The 17910-nt window shown below is 33.0% G+C and carries 20 protein-coding genes; 13 read left to right on the top strand and 7 right to left on the bottom strand.

Annotated features, from left to right (window positions below; translation table 11 throughout):
- Positions 1-335 precede the first annotated feature (335 nt).
- Positions 336-518 (bottom strand): (2Fe-2S)-binding protein, encoded by a 183-nt coding sequence (locus ACEW8E_RS04335; protein ID WP_373479115.1) that lies wholly within the window; start codon positions 516-518, stop codon positions 336-338.
- A gap of 115 nt (positions 519-633) precedes the next feature.
- Between ACEW8E_RS04335 and bfr (ACEW8E_RS04330) the strand changes: the two genes are divergently transcribed.
- Positions 634-1098, top strand: coding sequence for a bacterioferritin (gene bfr / locus ACEW8E_RS04330; RefSeq protein WP_373479114.1), 465 nt, complete (start codon positions 634-636; stop codon positions 1096-1098).
- A gap of 21 nt (positions 1099-1119) precedes the next feature.
- On the top strand, positions 1120-1587 hold the full coding sequence (bfr, locus tag ACEW8E_RS04325) for a bacterioferritin (protein WP_373479113.1): 468 nt from the start codon (positions 1120-1122) through the stop codon (positions 1585-1587).
- 239 nt (positions 1588-1826) lie between these two features.
- On the opposite strand, the gene ACEW8E_RS04320 is transcribed toward bfr (ACEW8E_RS04325), so the two are convergent.
- The gene (locus ACEW8E_RS04320) at positions 1827-3557 is read right to left on the bottom strand and encodes an ABC transporter ATP-binding protein (protein WP_373479112.1); all 1731 of its coding nucleotides are present in this window, start codon (positions 3555-3557) and stop codon (positions 1827-1829) included.
- 136 nt (positions 3558-3693) lie between these two features.
- Between ACEW8E_RS04320 and bchM the strand changes: the two genes are divergently transcribed.
- Positions 3694-4392 carry a magnesium protoporphyrin IX methyltransferase gene (gene bchM / locus ACEW8E_RS04315; RefSeq protein WP_373479111.1) on the top strand — a complete coding sequence of 233 codons (699 nt, stop codon included), beginning with the start codon at positions 3694-3696 and terminating at the stop codon, positions 4390-4392.
- On the opposite strand, the gene ACEW8E_RS04310 is transcribed toward bchM, so the two are convergent.
- On the bottom strand, positions 4393-4953 hold the full coding sequence (locus ACEW8E_RS04310) for a helix-hairpin-helix domain-containing protein (protein ID WP_373479110.1): 561 nt from the start codon (positions 4951-4953) through the stop codon (positions 4393-4395).
- Between the two features lie 127 nt (positions 4954-5080).
- On the opposite strand from ACEW8E_RS04310, the gene psaM reads away from it, so the two are divergent.
- From psaM to ACEW8E_RS04290, 4 genes are all read left to right on the top strand, one after another.
- Positions 5081-5176, top strand: a complete 96-nt coding sequence (psaM, locus tag ACEW8E_RS04305; protein WP_066346475.1) for a photosystem I reaction center subunit XII — start codon at positions 5081-5083, stop codon at positions 5174-5176.
- A 156-nt stretch (positions 5177-5332) separates the two neighbouring features.
- Positions 5333-6085, top strand: a complete 753-nt coding sequence (locus tag ACEW8E_RS04300) for a precorrin-2 C(20)-methyltransferase (RefSeq protein ID WP_373479109.1) — start codon at positions 5333-5335, stop codon at positions 6083-6085.
- A gap of 114 nt (positions 6086-6199) precedes the next feature.
- Positions 6200-6529 (top strand): ArsR/SmtB family transcription factor, encoded by a 330-nt coding sequence (locus ACEW8E_RS04295; protein ID WP_373479108.1) that lies wholly within the window; start codon positions 6200-6202, stop codon positions 6527-6529.
- Positions 6530-6741: 212 nt separating this feature from the next.
- Positions 6742-7662: an NAD(+) kinase gene (locus ACEW8E_RS04290; protein WP_373479107.1), complete on the top strand. Its 921-nt coding sequence runs from the start codon at positions 6742-6744 to the stop codon at positions 7660-7662.
- 108 nt (positions 7663-7770) lie between these two features.
- Here ACEW8E_RS04290 and ACEW8E_RS04285 read toward each other — a convergent pair whose 3' ends face one another.
- Positions 7771-8793: a transposase gene (locus ACEW8E_RS04285; RefSeq protein WP_373479106.1), complete on the bottom strand. Its 1023-nt coding sequence runs from the start codon at positions 8791-8793 to the stop codon at positions 7771-7773.
- Between the two features lie 226 nt (positions 8794-9019).
- Between ACEW8E_RS04285 and carA the strand changes: the two genes are divergently transcribed.
- The gene (gene carA / locus ACEW8E_RS04280) at positions 9020-10159 is read left to right on the top strand and encodes a glutamine-hydrolyzing carbamoyl-phosphate synthase small subunit (RefSeq protein WP_373479105.1); all 1140 of its coding nucleotides are present in this window, start codon (positions 9020-9022) and stop codon (positions 10157-10159) included.
- Between the two features lie 330 nt (positions 10160-10489).
- On the opposite strand, the gene ACEW8E_RS04275 is transcribed toward carA, so the two are convergent.
- On the bottom strand, positions 10490-11842 hold the full coding sequence (locus tag ACEW8E_RS04275; RefSeq protein WP_373479104.1) for a cation:proton antiporter: 1353 nt from the start codon (positions 11840-11842) through the stop codon (positions 10490-10492).
- 807 nt (positions 11843-12649) lie between these two features.
- Here ACEW8E_RS04275 and ACEW8E_RS04270 point away from each other — a divergent pair.
- The 4 genes from ACEW8E_RS04270 to ACEW8E_RS04255 all read left to right on the top strand — a co-directional run bounded on the left by ACEW8E_RS04270 (position 12650) and on the right by ACEW8E_RS04255 (position 15313).
- Entirely contained in the window at positions 12650-14134 is a 1485-nt protein-coding gene (locus ACEW8E_RS04270) for a DEAD/DEAH box helicase (protein ID WP_373479103.1), read from the top strand.
- Between the two features lie 98 nt (positions 14135-14232).
- A complete protein-coding gene (locus ACEW8E_RS04265; RefSeq protein WP_373479102.1) occupies positions 14233-14742 on the top strand; it encodes a gamma carbonic anhydrase family protein in 510 nt (169 codons plus the stop codon).
- 164 nt (positions 14743-14906) lie between these two features.
- Positions 14907-15107, top strand: coding sequence for a type II toxin-antitoxin system HicB family antitoxin (locus ACEW8E_RS04260; protein WP_373479101.1), 201 nt, complete (start codon positions 14907-14909; stop codon positions 15105-15107).
- Positions 15104-15313 (top strand): type II toxin-antitoxin system HicA family toxin, encoded by a 210-nt coding sequence (locus ACEW8E_RS04255; RefSeq protein WP_373479100.1) that lies wholly within the window; start codon positions 15104-15106, stop codon positions 15311-15313. The genes ACEW8E_RS04260 and ACEW8E_RS04255 overlap by 4 nt, the downstream gene beginning before the upstream one ends.
- A 57-nt stretch (positions 15314-15370) precedes the next feature.
- Here ACEW8E_RS04255 and ACEW8E_RS04250 read toward each other — a convergent pair whose 3' ends face one another.
- The gene (locus ACEW8E_RS04250; RefSeq protein WP_373479099.1) at positions 15371-15640 is read right to left on the bottom strand and encodes a Txe/YoeB family addiction module toxin; all 270 of its coding nucleotides are present in this window, start codon (positions 15638-15640) and stop codon (positions 15371-15373) included.
- Positions 15637-15861, bottom strand: a complete 225-nt coding sequence (locus ACEW8E_RS04245; RefSeq protein WP_373479098.1) for a hypothetical protein — start codon at positions 15859-15861, stop codon at positions 15637-15639. The genes ACEW8E_RS04250 and ACEW8E_RS04245 overlap by 4 nt, the downstream gene beginning before the upstream one ends.
- 175 nt (positions 15862-16036) lie before the next feature.
- Between ACEW8E_RS04245 and ACEW8E_RS04240 the strand changes: the two genes are divergently transcribed.
- Positions 16037-17782, top strand: a complete 1746-nt coding sequence (locus tag ACEW8E_RS04240) for a restriction endonuclease subunit M (protein WP_373479097.1) — start codon at positions 16037-16039, stop codon at positions 17780-17782.
- Positions 17783-17910: the final 128 nt, after the last annotated feature.

Raw genomic sequence — 17910 nt, 5'->3', positions numbered from 1 at the left:
ATCCATCTCGAACTCGTGGGTGAAACGTATTAGCGGCGACGATACTTTTGGGGTAGCCCAAAGGGACAATAGTTCCATGCCAGCTTTAATCTTCATTCCATAATAAAATAAAAAAGCTCTAGGTTACTCTAGGGCTTTTTTATTTTGCTTTTTTTGTAACTAAATAATATCAAGTTGTATCTTTTAAGTCCTTTCTGTCTATCAGGATGTTTATACTAAATTCTTGTACAAAAGAGTGCTTTAAATGATATTTTTTTAGTCCTTATTTTATTGATAAATAATAGCAAAAATTAAGAACAGTAATTAATTTATTTTCATCACTTTTTATCATCTTTTCACTTTTTACAAGAATTACTTGCCATAGCTTCTTGTAAAACCTTACAGGCAAAATCAGTACAGCATCCACAATGATTAGAAATTTCCGTAACCTCCGACAGTTTTTCCAAAGATGAAATTCCTCGTTGTACGGCTTTATAAATATCTTTTTCTGTTATCCCATTACAAATACAAACGTACATAATAGATTCAACTAATTAAAATTAATCTTAATATTATTGCTAATATTTATCATTATTGCACAATTAAGCTATAATTAGCATAGATTAAATAATCAAATAATTAAGTGATATTACGATGGAAGGAAATTCAGAAGTTAAACTTCAGCTTAATAATGTATTAGAAAAAAAATTAACAGCAATTAATCAATTTTTTCTCCACGCTAGAATGTGTAAAAGTTGGGGATTAAATAAGCTAAATGAGTATGAATATCGTTACTCCATCAAATTGATGAAACAAGCAGATAAAATTATTGAGCGGATATTTTTTCTTGAAGGTTTACCTAATTTACAAAGTTTAGGTAAATTACTCATTGGTGAAAACGTATCAGAAATAATTTTTAATGATTTAACCATTACTACGGAAATCGCAGATACTCTTCGCCATTGTATTAATCTCTCTGAATCTTTACAAGATTATGTTAGTCGAGATTTATTGACAAATCTATTAGAAGAAACAGAGGAAGAAATTGATTGGTTAGAGTCTCAACATTGGTTAATCGCTAATTCTGGTTTAGAAAACTATTTACAATCAATGATTTAATTTTATTTTAGGAGAAATTTGATGAAAGGGAACAAAAAAGTTACTAAGCAGCTACAAAAATTGTTACGGGGTGAATTAGCTGCTAGAGATCAATATTTTATTCATTCTCGGATGTATGATGATTGGGGATTAACAAAACTTTATGTTCGTATTGTTCATGAAATGCAAGATGAAACCCAACACGCAGATATGTTGATTAAACGCTTATTATTTTTAGAAACTATCCCTGATTTATCTGAACAAGAAGCCTTAAAAGTGGGCTCTAGTGTACCAGAAATGTTGCAAAATGATCTTGATGTGGAATATAAGGTTATTGGTGATTTAAAAGAGGCGATCGCTATTTGCGAACAAGAACAAGATTATCAAACAAGAGAATTATTACATATAATGTTACAAGACACTGAAGAAGATCATGCTTACTGGTTAGAGAAACAATTAGGATTAATCAAGAAAATTGGTTTATCCAACTATTTACAATCTCAAATGTAAAAAATCATTGATAATTTATTATTTAATTAAAATATAATATTTTGTGAGTAAAATACAGTAAATCATTAATCTAATAGGGTTTACTGTATTTTTTTTTGCTCAAGTAAAAGTTAGAAAAATAATTATCAGAATGTTAAAGATCAAAAAACGTATTGAAGAAATAGTTTGACTAATATTTGGCTTTTGACTCAAAATTGTGGACTTTATTGATGATTGTTAATCTGAAAATCACCTAATTACTAACGATTTAAAAATTGTTGGGCATGAAAACGAGCATATCTACCTTCTTGTTCTAATAATTGTTCATGATTACCAGATTCTACAATTATACCTTGTTCTAATACCAAAATTTTACTAGCTTTTCTCACTGTAGCTAAACGATGGGCAATTACAAAAACAGTACGTTGTTCCATAATTCTTTCTAAGGCTTCTTGTACAAGGGTTTCTGATTCTGAGTCTAGGGAAGATGTGGCTTCATCTAAGATTAAAATTTTCGGATTTAAAAATATAGCCCGTGCGATGGCAATTCGTTGTCTTTGCCCTCCAGAAAGACTAATTCCCCTTTCTCCGACATAAGTATAATATCCTTGAGTCAAAGTAGAAATAAATTGATGAGCATTGGCAATTTTTGCGGCTTTTTCTACGTCTTGAATATCAAAATTAGTGACACCAAAAGCGATGTTTTCAGCGATAGTACCTGAGAATAAATTAGTGTCTTGAGGTACAATACCAATTTGTTGTCTTAGGCTTTTTATGGTGACATCTTTAATGTTAATATTATCGATTAAAATTTCCCCTGATATAACATCATAAAAACGAGGTAATAAATTAATTATGGTACTTTTTCCTGCTCCAGAAGTACCGACTAAGGCAATTACTTCACTTTGTCTTGCAGTTAAATTAATATTTGTTAAAACAGGTTGATCAGCATTATAAGCAAAACTTACGTTACGATATTCCACCAATCCATTAATATTTGATAACTCAATAGCATCAGATTTTTCAATAATTAAAGGTTGGATTTCTAACAACTCATAAATTCGCTCAATAGAGGCTTGTCCTTGTTTAAATTCATTATAATTATTAGTAGTAACAGAAATAGGATCAATTAGTAAAGCAACGGCGGCGATATAACTAACAAAATCTGTACCTGTCATGTTTTGTTCGGAAATTTGCCATGCACCTAAAAAGAAGAGAAAAATGACACTCATGGCTTCTAAGAAACCGACAACTACAAATTGAAGTGCTTTAATTTTCTCTGCTGATAATTTACTTTTGCGATTATTTTCAGCTTCTAAAGCAAAACGATTAATTTCATATTCTTCTGCTGTAAATGCTTGAACTAATCTAATACCAGAAAAAACCTCTGTAACTAAAGCAGATAAATTAGAAACCCGATTTTGGCTCTTTCTCGTCAATTCTAATAGTTGAGCACCAAATAAAGTAATTAAAACTGCCATAATTGGAGCAACAATAAAAGTAGCAATAGTTAACCGCCAATTAATATAAACCATATATCCTAAAACCACAATTAATTGAAGAATACTAGGTATAAATTGCTGAAAAATTTTATTAATAACTTCTCCAATTCTATCTATATCTTCCGTTAATCTATAAGCTAAATCTCCTGTTTTTGCTAGTTGAAAATAGTTTAAACTTAATGACTGTAAATGACTATACACTAACTTGCGTAAATCGAGGGAAATTTGTAAGGCGGCTTTTGCCATTAAAGTATCTTGCCCATATTGCACAACACCTCTAAGAAGAAATACAATAGCAGCAATACCAGCAAAATAGATAATAGAGTTTATATCGCCTTTTCCTACATATTCAGCCATACGCCCTGCTAACCATGCTAGGATAGGCCAAAAGATAGTAAAACCAATAGTACAACTAAATGCTAAAGAGATAGTTTTGCCTTCTCGACGAAGATATGGTAGTAAATAATTAGATTTAGATGGTAATTTCAAGATATTTATCGTAATAACTCAACTTTTCTGAAGTTTACCTGAAAATGTCCTTAAAAGTAAATCTAAAACCTGAAACCCAAAACAATGATAAATTAGTAACTGTATTTTCATAATCTAATCTTCAGACATATCAAAAATGGTTAATACATTACAACAATCTCAAGATGACAAAACTATTGTCAAAAATTACTTTAATGCTACTGGCTTTGATCGCTGGCGCAATATTTACGGCGATGGAGAAGTAAATAAAGTACAATTGGACATAAGAACAGGACATCAACAAACTATTGATACCGTCGTGGGTTGGTTAAAAAACGACGAAAATTTATCCGAATTATCTATTTGTGATGCTGGTTGCGGTGTTGGTAGTTTAACGATACCTCTAGCCCAAGAAGGAGCAACAGTTTATGCTAGTGATATATCTTCTAAAATGGTGGGAGAAGCTGCACAGAGGATAAAACAAGTAATGACGAATCCCCGTAATATTAGGTTAGGAGTGCAAGATTTAGAATCCATTAGGGGTGAGTATGACACCGTTATCTGTTTAGATGTCTTAATTCATTATCCCAAGGAGGAAGCCGCAGACATGATTAAACATTTATCATCTTTAGCTAAATCTCGTTTAATTCTTAGTTTTGCGCCGAAAACTTTTCTTTTAACTATTTTAAAGCGTGTTGGTGAGTTTTTTCCAGGACCTAGCAAAACTACTCGTGCTTACCAACATAGAGAAGAAGATATTATTAATATTCTTACCAGTAACGGTTTTAAAATTAAACGCACAGGTATGACAAGTACAAGTTTTTATTATTCTCGTATTTTAGAAGCAGTAAGATAATTAAAATTGAAAATATGACATTAAATGATAGGCAAAATCAGGGGTTAAATTTAGCCTTTTTTGTAAATCAGCTATATGGCGATAATTACCATTATTTTCTCTTTCAGTAATCATTTTTTTTGCGGTATCTAAATTCAAATTAGGAATAGTTATTAATTGATTTAAACTAGCGTTATTGGGGTTAATTTTAGCAGGAAAATAAAAACTATCAGAAGCATAGTAAGCAAAATAAACAATTGGTTGCCAAGACTGAATTTTTAACACCGAAACTCCTAAAGCTGAAGCTAAATCTTCTAAGCATAAAAAATGTATGCCTGAGTTAGTTATTTCCACTAAATTTCTCGCTTGAGTGATAGATATTCCGGGTAATCTTAACCAATCATCCACTGAAGCTAAATTAGCATCAATTTTTATCCCTAATTCGGCGGCAATTTTTATTTCTATATCCGATTGAAAACGATAATAAGGGTTAGCTTGAATTTTTTTGATGATAGTTTGTCGAGAAACATTCATTTTCTGACTCACTTTTTTTGCTGATGATAGCCATGTAAAAAATGTCATAGAATCTTACCTATTTGATTTTCTGTTGCAATTTATTACGAAATCATGCAAAAGTTACCATCTTAAGGCAAATTAAATAGTAATTTAAACCTAATTGTATCAATTTATTGTCAGGAGTTTTTAAATTATGTCTATTTCCGAGACTCAAGTTTTTGTAGCTTTAATTATTGCTCTTATTCCAGGTATTTTAGCTTTTCGTTTAGCTACTGAACTATATAAGTAAATAAAACTAAACATTTAATTTCTGTTTTCAGAATTTATTTACAGTGTGACGATTTCCTAAAGGTAGGAGGTAATGAGTAGTTAATTTTAATTATTCAAATCCTACCTAATTTTATGGAAATAAAATCAATTTATCTTACTTTTTGGAAGTTTAATTATGGTGTCTGATTTAAGGAATAATAATAAAATCGGTACTCTTTATGGTGTTAGTGTTGGTACTGGTGATCCTGAATTAATCACCATAAAAGCATTAAAAATATTACAAAATACGAAAATTATTGCTTTTCCTAAAGGTATTCATAATCAAAAAGGTGTAGCAGAAACAATTATTCAAGAATATTTACAACCCCATCAACAAAAATTGTCTTTATCTTTTCCTTATACTTTGTCTCAAGAAACCCTTTGTGTGGCATGGGAAAAAGTCAGTTTAGAAGTTTGGCAATATTTAAAAAAAGGCGAAAATGTAGCTTTTGCTTGTGAAGGTGATATTAGTTTTTATAGTACTTTTACTTATTTAGCTTTAACTTTACAAAAATTACATCCTGAAGTCAAAATCGAGCGTATTGCGGGGATTTCTTCACCGATGGCGGCAGCTTCAGCTTTCGGTTTACCCTTGACAATGCAGGAAGAAAAATTAGTTATTTTACCCGCACTTTATTCCCTTCAAGAGTTAGAATTTGCCTTAGATTGGGCAGAAATAGTGGTATTAATGAAAGTTGCTTCAGTTTATGCCCAAGTATGGGATATTTTGGCAAAAAGAGATTTATTTAACTATGCTTATTTAGTGGAAAAAGCAACTACTAATCAAGAAAAAATTTATACTTCATTAAGAAATTATCCAAATTTAAAATTGAGTTATTTTTCTATCTTAATCATTTCTCAGAGAAAACACTTAGTTAGTTATCAGTAATAATACGACAAAATAACATAAACTTTATCAAATCTTTAAGTAAATATAGGTAAATAATTTTGCAAATCTGGGTAAGATGTGATTTAAGATCTTAATGAAATAGTTTCTAACTATATGGACAATCAAATTTTAAATAATTTAGAATTTTTACCGTTTTTTTTTCATGCTCTATCTGATCCTATTCGGCTTAATATTTTAGAAAGCATAGGTAATCAAGAAATTTGTGTGGGTGATCTTTGTAAAGTGTTAAATTTAAAACAACCAAAATTATCTTTTCATCTTAAAATCCTTAGAGATTCTGGTTTTGTTAACACTAGACAGGATGGACGTTGGATTTATTACCGTCTAAATAAGTCTCGGTTTGAAGTACTAAAACAGTATATAGCTAAATATCAACATAATTCTTTAGAGCAAAACTTTTATCAAGAAAATATTATTGCCTAACTTCCGTCATAGTTAACAAAATTATAAATCATCACAAAGATGCGCAAGTTAAGCAACATAATATTGTCACTGAAGCCATCATTAAAAGTTATCAAAAATCTGATAAAACCATATCTAAATGTGTTAATTTATAATTCATCATTAATTAATTTATCCTTAAAAAATAAACCGTCAAATTTGGATAAAATAAAAAAAACTAAAGTATAAAAATCGTGCAGCTTAAACAAGTAATTATTGCCTATAAAGCAGGGGATAGAGATAGTAAAGCATGGGCGGAAAGATGTGCTAAAGAATTAGAAGCTCGTCAATGTCAGGTATTATTAGGACCTAGTGGGGTAAAAGATAATCCTTATCCTGTGTTTTTGGCTTCGGCGACACAAAAAATTGATTTAGGCATTGTTTTAGGCGGTGATGGTACTATTTTAGCGGCTGCTCGTCATTTATCCCCCGAAGGAATTCCTATTTTAGCGGTTAATGTAGGGGGACATTTAGGCTTTTTAACTGAGCCTTTTTCCTTATTTCAAAATACAGAAAACCTTTGGTATCGTCTCGAAAATGATTTATATGCCGTAGAAAGACGAATGATGTTAGAGGCTCAAATTTGGGAAAGAAACAAAAAAGAGATTGAACCTGTAAGCGATCGCTTTTTCTGCTTAAATGAGATGTGTGTAAAACCTGCTTGTTTAGATAGAATGCCCACATCTATCCTTGAAATGGAAGTAGATGGGGAAGTAGTTGATCAGTATCACGGAGATGGTTTAATTGTCTCTACCCCAACAGGCTCAACTTGTTACACCGCTTCAGCTAATGGTCCTATTATACACCCCGGTATGAGTGCCATCGCTGTTACTCCTATATGCCCTTTAAGTTTATCTAGTCGCCCTTTATTGTTACCTCCTCGCTCAGTTGTCAGTATTTGGACATTGGGAGATTTCGAGTTGAATAATAAATTATGGATGGATGGAGTTTTAGCCACTTCAATTTGGCCTGGGCAATGGGTAGCAGTAAAAATGGCAGAATGTCAGGCAAAATTCATCATTTTGAGAGAATCCCATTCATTTTATAAAACCCTAAGAGAAAAATTACAATGGGCTGGGGCAAGAATTTATCATGAAAATAATCATCGTAATTAGGAGTATTACAAAAACGTGAGGATAGAAGACAGGAGAAATAGTTATAAATCAAGCTATCAATCTTAGCCTTAATAATAATTACAAAAATATTTTATTGAGAGAATAATATTAAACTAAAGAATAAATCTTGCCGTCTATGAGAATACGACTTATACCTTTAGCCTGTAAAAATGATGAGGTTTTTTGTAAAATTCTACCGTCTGGCACTTTTATCACTTTCCCTTTACGGGTGCTGTGAGTGCTTTTAGCATCGCAAAATCTTTTAGCCACTCGATGATTATCAAAAACAGGTAAAGTACGTTGCCCAGTTTCAGGTGCTGGTATTTTACCTAAATCAGCAAATTCTCTCAGAGGTTTTGTAATTAATTCTGAGTAACGATCAATCACAAGATAACAAACTCTGGGAAATATAGCTTTTGCTAAGGGTAAAACTTGTAACTGTTCGGTAGAGACATTCTTTTTAACAACTAATTGTATTTCATCATCGTCATCATCGTCATCATCGTCATCGTCTTCATCTTCCTCCATTGCTTCTCCAAACATAGCAGCTAAGGCATTAACTGATTCTATATCATTTTCTGGTTCTAATTGTTCTTCCAATTCTTCATCATCAATGATTGTTTCTGTTTCTATTTCTGTATAACTAATAATTTTTTCCGAAAATTCAGATTTTTGAAATATATTAGGACTTATTTCTAATTCTTCTTCAGTTTCTAATACATAATTATCTAATTCCGATTCTATTTTTTTAGTATTTTTGAGAATAGGTTTATTAATATTTAAGTCTGAGGACAAATTTTCTTCTTTGATGGTTTCTATTCTTTCCGTCTCAATAATAATATCTTCTTCCGTATCTATCACTATCTCTAAGGAGGGTGATTCTTCCTTCGGAATAAAAGTTAATTGTGTTAATGAATCGTTGCCACTAGACACTTTCGTGGTACGAGCTAAACGCTTTTCTTGTATCAAATCTTCATATTCAAGTTCTGATAAACTGATTTTGAGAAAACGACTAATAGTTGAACTACTTACACCAAAACGAACCGCTAATGTCGAAGTTGTTTCTTCTGTGTTGCGATATAGTTCTAAGATTTCTTGGCGATCGCCATCAGACAATTTTCTCGGACTCATATCAATTACCCGTTAATGTAGTCAAACTAAAACTAACTTAGCCATTATTAATGTGACTTATGTTGGTGCTATTTGTCAAGAATAGTTGAAATAAGAATAACACTTAAGAGTAAATTTGGGGTATGTTGCTTATGGATTAATTTGTTTTAACCATTGAATGTGGATCTAAAATTAATTAATCAATCAAAACTTTTGTCTTTGACGATAAAAATTATCTCTATCGCTTATGTCTCTTTTAAATTTTCAACCTGCAATCTTAGTCTTAGCTGATGGTACATCCTATGAAGGTTATGCTTTTGGTGCAAAGGGTACAACTTTTGGTGAAGTAGTTTTCAATACTGGTATGACAGGTTATCAAGAAGTCATGACAGATCCTAGTTATAGCGGACAAATCGTAACCTTCACCTATCCAGAATTAGGCAACACGGGAGTTAATGCCGAAGATGAAGAATCTTTTAAACCTCACATCAAAGGTGTTATCGCCCGTAACATTACCGAAAAACCTAGTAATTGGCGATCAACTCAATCATTACCAGACTATTTAAAACAACATAATGTTGTCGGAATTTATGGCATCGACACTCGCAACTTAACACGCCGTTTACGTTCATCAGGAGCGATGAATGGGGCTATTTCTAGTGAAATATTAGATCCTGATCAATTATTGATTCAACTTCAAGCAGTGCCTTCTATGGCAGGTTTAAATCTTGTTAAAGAAATAAGTACAAAAGAAGTTTATGAATGGACAGAACCCACCAATGCACAATGGGAATTTAGTCATCGAACTAATTTAGAAGCCGAAAAATTCACCGTTGTAGCCATCGATTTTGGAATTAAACGTAATATTTTACGCCGTTTAGCAAGTTATGGTTGCAAAGTGATTGTAGTTCCCTCAAACACTTCCCCTGAAGAAATCCTCAAATATAATCCCGACGGTATTTTCCTTTCTAATGGACCTGGAGATCCTTCCGTAGTAGCAGAAGGAATTAATACCGCTACGGCTTTATTAGAAGCAAAAAAACCAACTTTCGGCATTTGTATGGGCCATCAAATTCTTGGTTTATCTTTAGGCGCACAAACTTTTAAATTAAAATTTGGTCATCGGGGGTTAAATCAACCTTGTGGTTTAAAACAAAAAGTTGAAATTACCAGTCAAAATCACGGTTTTGCTGTGACAGAAGAATCTTTAGGGGAAGATGTAGAAATTACCCACTTAAACTTGAATGATCGCACAGTGGCAGGATTAAAACATAAAACTTTACCCTTCTTTTCTGTACAATATCACCCTGAAGCCAGTCCAGGTCCTCATGATGCCGATTATTTATTTGAGCAATTTGTGAAAATGATGCGCGATCACAAACAATAAGTAATACCTGAGTTCAGTATAAAATTTTTGGTGGTGTAAAGGTATCGGGTATCAGGTGTTAGGAATTAGGTTAAAGAATGCACAAAAAAATGTTTTAATTGATTTTTTTATCTTAAACCTGAAACCTGAAACTTACCTCAATCGGATATTCAAAGCATCCAACGGAGGTAAGTAATCGGAAATAGGGAATAATAAAGATTTGAAAAGGATTAAAGGAAAATTTAGGGATAAATTTGAGTAAATAACTACCATAAATCAATTTGACTAATGGTTAAGTTAATTCTTCTTTATTATCTCCTATCTCCTGTCTCCTGTCTCCTATTAGATACTTTAATTGATAACAGTTTCCCCCTCTACTGGTTCATCTTTAAACACTAATTTTAATAATGGAGGAGCAATAAAAGTCGTAGCAATTACCATCACAATGATAGCTGCATCCGTAGCTGGATCTAATGCACCACTAGCCGAACCAACACCCGCAAACACTAATCCGACTTCTCCTCTAGGAATCATACCAACTCCGATAGCAAGTTTATTGAGGGTTGGTTGTCCCCACACTGTATAACCAGTAACTACTTTACCAATAATGGCGACTAGGATCAAAAAAGAAGCAATAATTAAACCTTCACGATTAGTAGGAATGGCAGGGTTTAAAACGCTTAAATCAGTTTTTGCACCCACACAAACGAAGAAAATGGGGACAAAAATATCCGCAACAGGAATAATTTGTTTTTCTAATTCTTTACGTTTTTCAGTTTCTGCTAATACTAAACCTGCGGCAAAAGCACCTAAAATGGCTTCTAATTGAATCACGTTGGCGATGTAGGCAAGAATAAAGGCGAAAATAATACCAGTAATTAAGATACTACCTCTAGTTCTCATTCCATCAACCATACTAACTATCCAAGGGCTAATTAATCGACCTAGTAAAATTGTACCGATTAAAAATGTGGCTGCGGTAATAATTAAATAAACTATTTGACTTACTTGCACTTCCCCAGTTTTCGCTAAACTTGCCACCACCGCTAAAACGATAATCCCTAAAATATCATCTAACACCGCCGCACCAATGATGATTTGTCCTTCTTCTGAGCTTAATTTTCCTAACTCAGCTAATACTTTTGCAGTAATACCTATACTTGTAGCTGTTAAAGCAGCCCCTGCAAATACCGATGGCACTAAGGGAAGATGGAAAATGTATAATAAGCCTAATGTACCCAAGATAAAAGGTACAGCAACCCCTACTACAGCAACGATAGCGGCGGAAGGGCCAACTCGAATTAACTCTTTTAAATCAGATTCTAAGCCGATTTCAAACAATAAGATAATAACCCCTAATTCTGAGAGTACGGAAATTACTTCACTCATGCTATGAAATACTGCTTCTTCTGTACTCGGAGTTAAGTTAGCAGTGTTTTGTAATAGTTGAATTATTAGAGAATCTTCCGCACCTAAACCACCTTCAGGAAAAACTAAGAATTTGAAGGCAGAAACACCGATAATAACACCACCGACTAATTCTCCTAACACCGCAGGAAGTCCGATACGAGAACATAATTCGCCTCCTAGTTTACTGGCAAAGTAAATCATTACCAAACTTAATAATACACCAGCTAAAATCAGAGAAGGATCTGCTGTTTCCGTTTCCGTAGCTATTGCTAAAACAGGATAAAACCCAGTCATAGATATTAATTAATTTTTAGTTTATGTTTGTTTAATCTATACCTTATCACAAGACAATTAACAATCGATTTTTGTCTATCGAAAAGTTATCAACTATTTATAATTAGCTATATAGAATAAAATCCAGTAAATTTTTTTTCGAGCTACTGGTCTATCAACTTAGAAATGATGGATAAAATAATTCTCTAAAGTTGATAATTATACTAATCTGTTCCTCAAAACAAAATTGATGCCCCACTACTTAGATTACTTATAATCGTGAATCTCTTTGATTTGCTGTTAAATAAACTTTTTTTTACAACATTATAATTTACTTATAATAATCCTGAAACCCAAAACTTATCCTTGTCACTTATAGCTTTTCACCAAAGCCTATTTATGATAATTAATTAACTACAATAATATTTAGAATAAGATTTTTTCAGAAAAACGTAAAATATTACCAATGTTTGTTACAATTTGTTAAAGGGCATCAATTTTTCATGGGAAGGTGTTTACATTTTCTCCCAAATTACCTCAGTCGATGTCTATGATCTCTATGGTGAAATTGAGATAAATTAGTAAACTTTGTAAGTAAACTGAAAAAAAACTGATTCCGTTTACTCATCGCTATCTCAAAGGAAGAGTATCTTTAGAAGTAAGAATAGGAAAGTAAGGACTAATACTATCAATAAATGATGGAATGTTTAGTCAAGTGTGTATCATTAATGTCAACCCCTTACCGTTACCAGTTTTGCTTCTCGTGATTGTTTTCCCCTTCATCTGTCGAGACATTTTAAGTTAAACAATTCATATTTAATCATACAGATGACAACTTCTTTCGCAAGTTTAGGACTTTCAGAATCTCTCGTTAATCAAGTAGAAACTTTAGGTTTTACTACTCCCACAAAAATTCAAACTTTAGCTATTCCTGAATTGATTTTAGGACGTGATGTAGTGGGACAATCACAAACTGGTACGGGCAAAACTGCCGCTTATTCTCTTCCTATTTTAGATCGAATTGATCGCAATGCAAAAGAGGTTCAAGCATTGATTTTAGCTCCTACTAGAGAGTTAGCTCAACAGGTAGCAGAATCTCTCAAGGATTTAATCGGTAAAGAACGTATTTATGTTTTAACCGTTTATGGTGGACAATCTATGGAGCGTCAAATCCGCTTTTTAGAAAAAGGTGCTCATATTGTTGTGGGTACTCCCGGTCGTATTATTGACTTATTACACCGCAAACACTTAAAGTTAGATCAATTAAAATATGTGGTATTAGATGAAGCTGATGAAATGTTAAGCATGGGCTTCATTGATGACGTTAAAGAAATTCTATCTACCACTCCAGCTACTCGTCAAACTACTTGTTTCTCTGCAACAATGCCTCGAGAAATTAAACAATTAGTTAATGAGTTTATGAAAGATCCTGTTAGTATTACAGGAGAAAAACCTCAAGATACTCCTTCTCGTATTGACCAAGTAGTTTATATGGTCCCTCGTGGTTGGTCAAAAGTTAAGGCAATTCAACCTATTTTGGAAATTGAAGATCCCCAAACTGCCATTATTTTCGTTCGCACTAAACGGACTGCCTCAGAAGTAACAGCTAAGTTACAAGAAGCTGGTCAAAGTGTGGATGAGTATCACGGCGATTTAAGCCAACAACAACGGGAGCGTTTAATTCAACGTTGGCGTGAAGGCAAAGTGAAAGTTGTGGTAGCCACTGACATTGCCGCTCGTGGTTTAGATGTCTCAGACTTAACCCACGTTTTTAATTTCGATTTACCTGATAACAGCGAGACTTATATTCACCGTATCGGGCGTACAGGAAGAGCAGGAAAAGAAGGGAAAGCTATTGCTTTAGTTGAACCTAGCGATCGCCGTTTATTGCGTCAAATTGAGCGTCGTGTAAATCAAACCATCAGAATTGAGCAAATACCTAATCGTTCAACGGTGGAAGCCAAACGCATGGAAAAACTCACAGAAAAAATTAAGGAATCCCTTGCTGGTGAAAGATTAGCTTCTTTCTTACCCTTAATTAAAGAGTTACATGGGGAATATGAGCCTAGTGCCATCGCCGCAGCAACATTACAAATTTTATATGATGCTAATTGCCCTGCTTGGTTACAACAAGATTGGGAAGTACCGACAGAGTCTTCTTTGAAACCGAATATCGGCGGAAAAGGTAAGCCTTCTTCTGGACGCAAATATGGCAGTCGTGGTAGTGGTAGTTATGAACGGAAACAAGCCTTTGGTGGCGGTGGTAGTGCTAAACCTAAACGTAATTATGATCGCCCTGTAAAAGTAAGATAAGATTTTCTGTGATCATAAATGATAAGTAATAAGTAGAATATTAAAGGGCGTAACAATAATTTATGTCCTTTTTTTTGCTCAAATTTTGGTCATTAAAGATGAAGTTATTAACCAATGCAGATTTTCCAGACACAGCTTTTATTGCTGAAAATGCTTCGGTGATGGGAGATGTCACGATGGGAATCGGCTCAAGTATTTGGTATGGTGCGGTAGTTAGAGGGGATGTTGAAAAAATCGTGATTGGTGCTTATACTAATATTCAAGATGGTGCAATATTACATGGAGATCCCGATAAATTAACAATTTTAGATGATTATGTTACCGTTGGACACCGAGCTGTTATTCATTCAGCACATATCAAAAAAGGTTGTTTAATTGGTATTGGAGGGATAATTTTAAATGGTGTTACAGTGGGTGAAGGTTCAATTATTGGAGCTGGTTGTGTTGTAACAAAAGATGTTGAAACTCGTTCATTAATGATGGGTATTCCAGCTCGTAAAATAAGAGATGTTAGCGAGAAAGAAGCGGAAGATTTAATTAAACACGCTATTAAATATCACGAATTAGGATTATCTCATCGAGTTTTGTTATCAAAAATTCCTGATTAATCATATTTATTTCTGTTTGTATTTGTTTATTTTTCGCCACCATTTTTCATTTACGCCGAACACAAAGTGGCATAGTGCGATCGCCATTACAGTTTTTGATCATAAATTACCATTTGATCAGATAAAATGTAAAATCTAAGATAGATTATCAAATTAAGCTAATCATGAAAATCAAAGTTATCATACACAAAGCCGAAGAAGGCGGTTATTGGACAGAAGTGCCATCATTACCCGGTTGCATTACGGAAGGAGATACTTATGATGAATTAATAGCGAATATAAAAGAAGCAGTGGAAGGTTGTTTAGAAGTAATCGCAGAGCGTAATATTAAGAGTCAAGCTACATTAACAGAAGTTACTATATGAAGTCTGTTTCTGGGAATAAATTATCTAAAATAGTGCAAAAATATGGCTGGGTTTTAAAGCGTATTAAAGGTAGTGATCATATTTTTGAAAAAGAAGGATTAGAAACAACTTTATCAATACCGATTCATAGCAATAAAGATCTGAAAATTGGCACTCTTAAAGCTATTTTAAAACAAGCTAATTTAACTGAAGATGATTTGTTTTAGGTGCGATCACTGAAGTGGTATTGCTCGATCAAACTTCATCTTGATTAATATTATAAATTAGATATTTTCATAGTGATATTTACAGGCAATGATAATAATTTCTGTATCTGTTACTTGATAGACTAATCTATGTTCTTGAGTAATTCTTCTTGACCAATATCCGCTTATTTTATGTTTTAATGGTTCTGGTTTTCCTAAACCACTAAAAGGAGAATGATCAATATCTTTTAAAAGAGTAATAATTTTTTTGTAGATTTTTTTATCATCAGAAGCCCATTGATTAAAGTCATCAAAAGCCAAAGAATGAAATACAATTTTTCTCTTCATTCTAATTCTTCTAATAAAACCTCAACTAAATTTTTTCTTTGATTTACGTCATTTATCGCTTGGATAAGTCTATTTTTATTCGCTTCTGATTTACATAAATAACCAGTTTCATCGACTTCATATATAATAATTTCTATTTCTTGATCTCCATAAAGTGTTTTAATTCCATCAAGAATTTTTTGATTTAATTCACTGGCTTTTAAACGATAAGTTGTTTGCATTTTTTTGTTTTATTTTGTTACAACCATGTCAATTATAGTTGATTTTTTAAGGGGTTCGATCACGAAGTGGCTCGGCTCGATTGATCTTCCTCAAGTTATTCATAGTTAAAGTACCTTTATTTATGGTAAGGTGTAATAATTAATATTATAGTTACCTTTTTTCTTTCAAAAAACAGTGAAGGATTGGACAAAATTAATCGAAGAAAATCTATATACACAGAAAAACAGTGTTGTCAAAATCAACATTGACAAATCGACTATTGAATATTCTGAAAAGATAAAGCAAAATAGGGTTTTAAAATCCTTAACAGGTGACGAAGAAATTGTAAGAGCATTTCTTATTGACCGGTTAGTAAATGAACTTGACTACAAACCAGAGAACATTGAAATTGAAAAAGAATATTCCGTAAAAGCAGGACATGGAAAACTAACGCCAAGAATTGACATAATCGTTCAAGACGACAAAGGCAATCCTTTCTTTTTCATAGAAGCCAAAGCACCAGACAAGTTTGAGAAAGACAAATCAGAAATTGAGGGTCAGCTTTTCTCATTGGCACAAGCAGAAGAAAAAGACTTTAAAACCAAAGTAAAATATTTGGTTTACTATACAGCCGACCTTCAAGAAGAGGGCATTTTAGATAAGGCTATAATCATTGACTTTGAGAAATATCGAAACTACACTGATTGGGAAAATGACGGCTTCATTTCAATAGGAACAGAGATAACCGCAGGTTACGGAGAACCGAAGAAACAACCTTTAATCAAAGGACACGAAAAACACGATTTAAGAACAAAAATCAATCGTGAAGAAATTGAAGGTTTGGGAAGAAACCTGCATAATGTTCTTTGGGGCGGTGGCGGAACAAACGACAGTGAAATTTTCTATTCGCTTGTAAATATCATTCTTGCCAAAATTCAAGACGAATATGAAAAAGAAGACGGAGAAGAATACGACTTTCAGATTTACCAATACGGCAACAATATTGAAGGAGCAACTAAAGCTTATGACAGAATAAACAGCCTTTACAAAAGAGCATTAAAAGAACAGCTAAATGTTTCCGAACAGCAAAAAATTGATGATGATAATGTAGTAAACAAAAACAAGTTCCCATTAAACAAACTCATTTACACGGTTCAGGCTTTAGAAAGTTTTTCCTTTTTAGAAGGTCGTAGTTCATTAGACGGCAAAGACATTCTCGGTGATTTCTTTGAAAGCATCACAAGAGACGGTTTTAAACAAAACAAAGGACAGTTTTTCACTCCTACTCCAATAGTTAACTTTTTGCTTTATGCTTTGCAACTTGACAAATTAGCCATTGACAGACTTAACAATGACCGTGAATTACCATTGATTATTGACCCATCAGCAGGAAGCGGAACGTATTTAGTAGAAGCAATGAAGCTCATTACTAAAGAAATAAAATACAAGCAAAAGGATAAACTCAAATCAAGCCGACAAATAAAACAGCGTTTTGAAGAACTTTTCACGCCTGATTATGCAGAGAACAAATGGGCAAGAGAATACTTGTATGGCTCTGAAATAAATTTTGATTTAGGAACAGCATCGAAAGTCAATATGATTTTGCACGGTGACGGCTCAACAAACATTTTTGTAAAAGACGGTTTGCTTCCGTTCCGTTTTTATGTAAAGGAAACATCGCCTAACTATTTAGAAACAGCCAATCCAGAACCTTTATACAACGAAAAAGAAGTAAACGCAAAATTTGACGTTGCTATAAGCAACCCGCCTTTCAGCGTTGATTTAGATACTCAAACTCAAAGAGAAGTAAAAAATGCTTTTATTTTTGGGGATAAAAAGAACTCCGAAAATTTATTCATAGAAAGATATTACCAGCTTTTAAAAGAAGGTGGCAGATTGGGTGTTGTTCTTCCTGAAAGTGTTTTTGACCTGAAGGGGTGACGAGCAGTTCAAAAGCTATATCTGGCAATTAATACGACCTTTTGACCTTACCATATAAATCGACAGTACCTCAAAATCTTATTGAGAATAGCCTTACTGTATATATTAAGATTTATGTTAAGTAACAT

The sequence above is a fragment of the Geminocystis sp. genome, from assembly GCF_041753295.1.
Lineage (GTDB): Bacteria > Cyanobacteriota > Cyanobacteriia > Cyanobacteriales > Cyanobacteriaceae > Geminocystis.
This window is presented reverse-complemented; position numbering and strand designations above follow the sequence as displayed.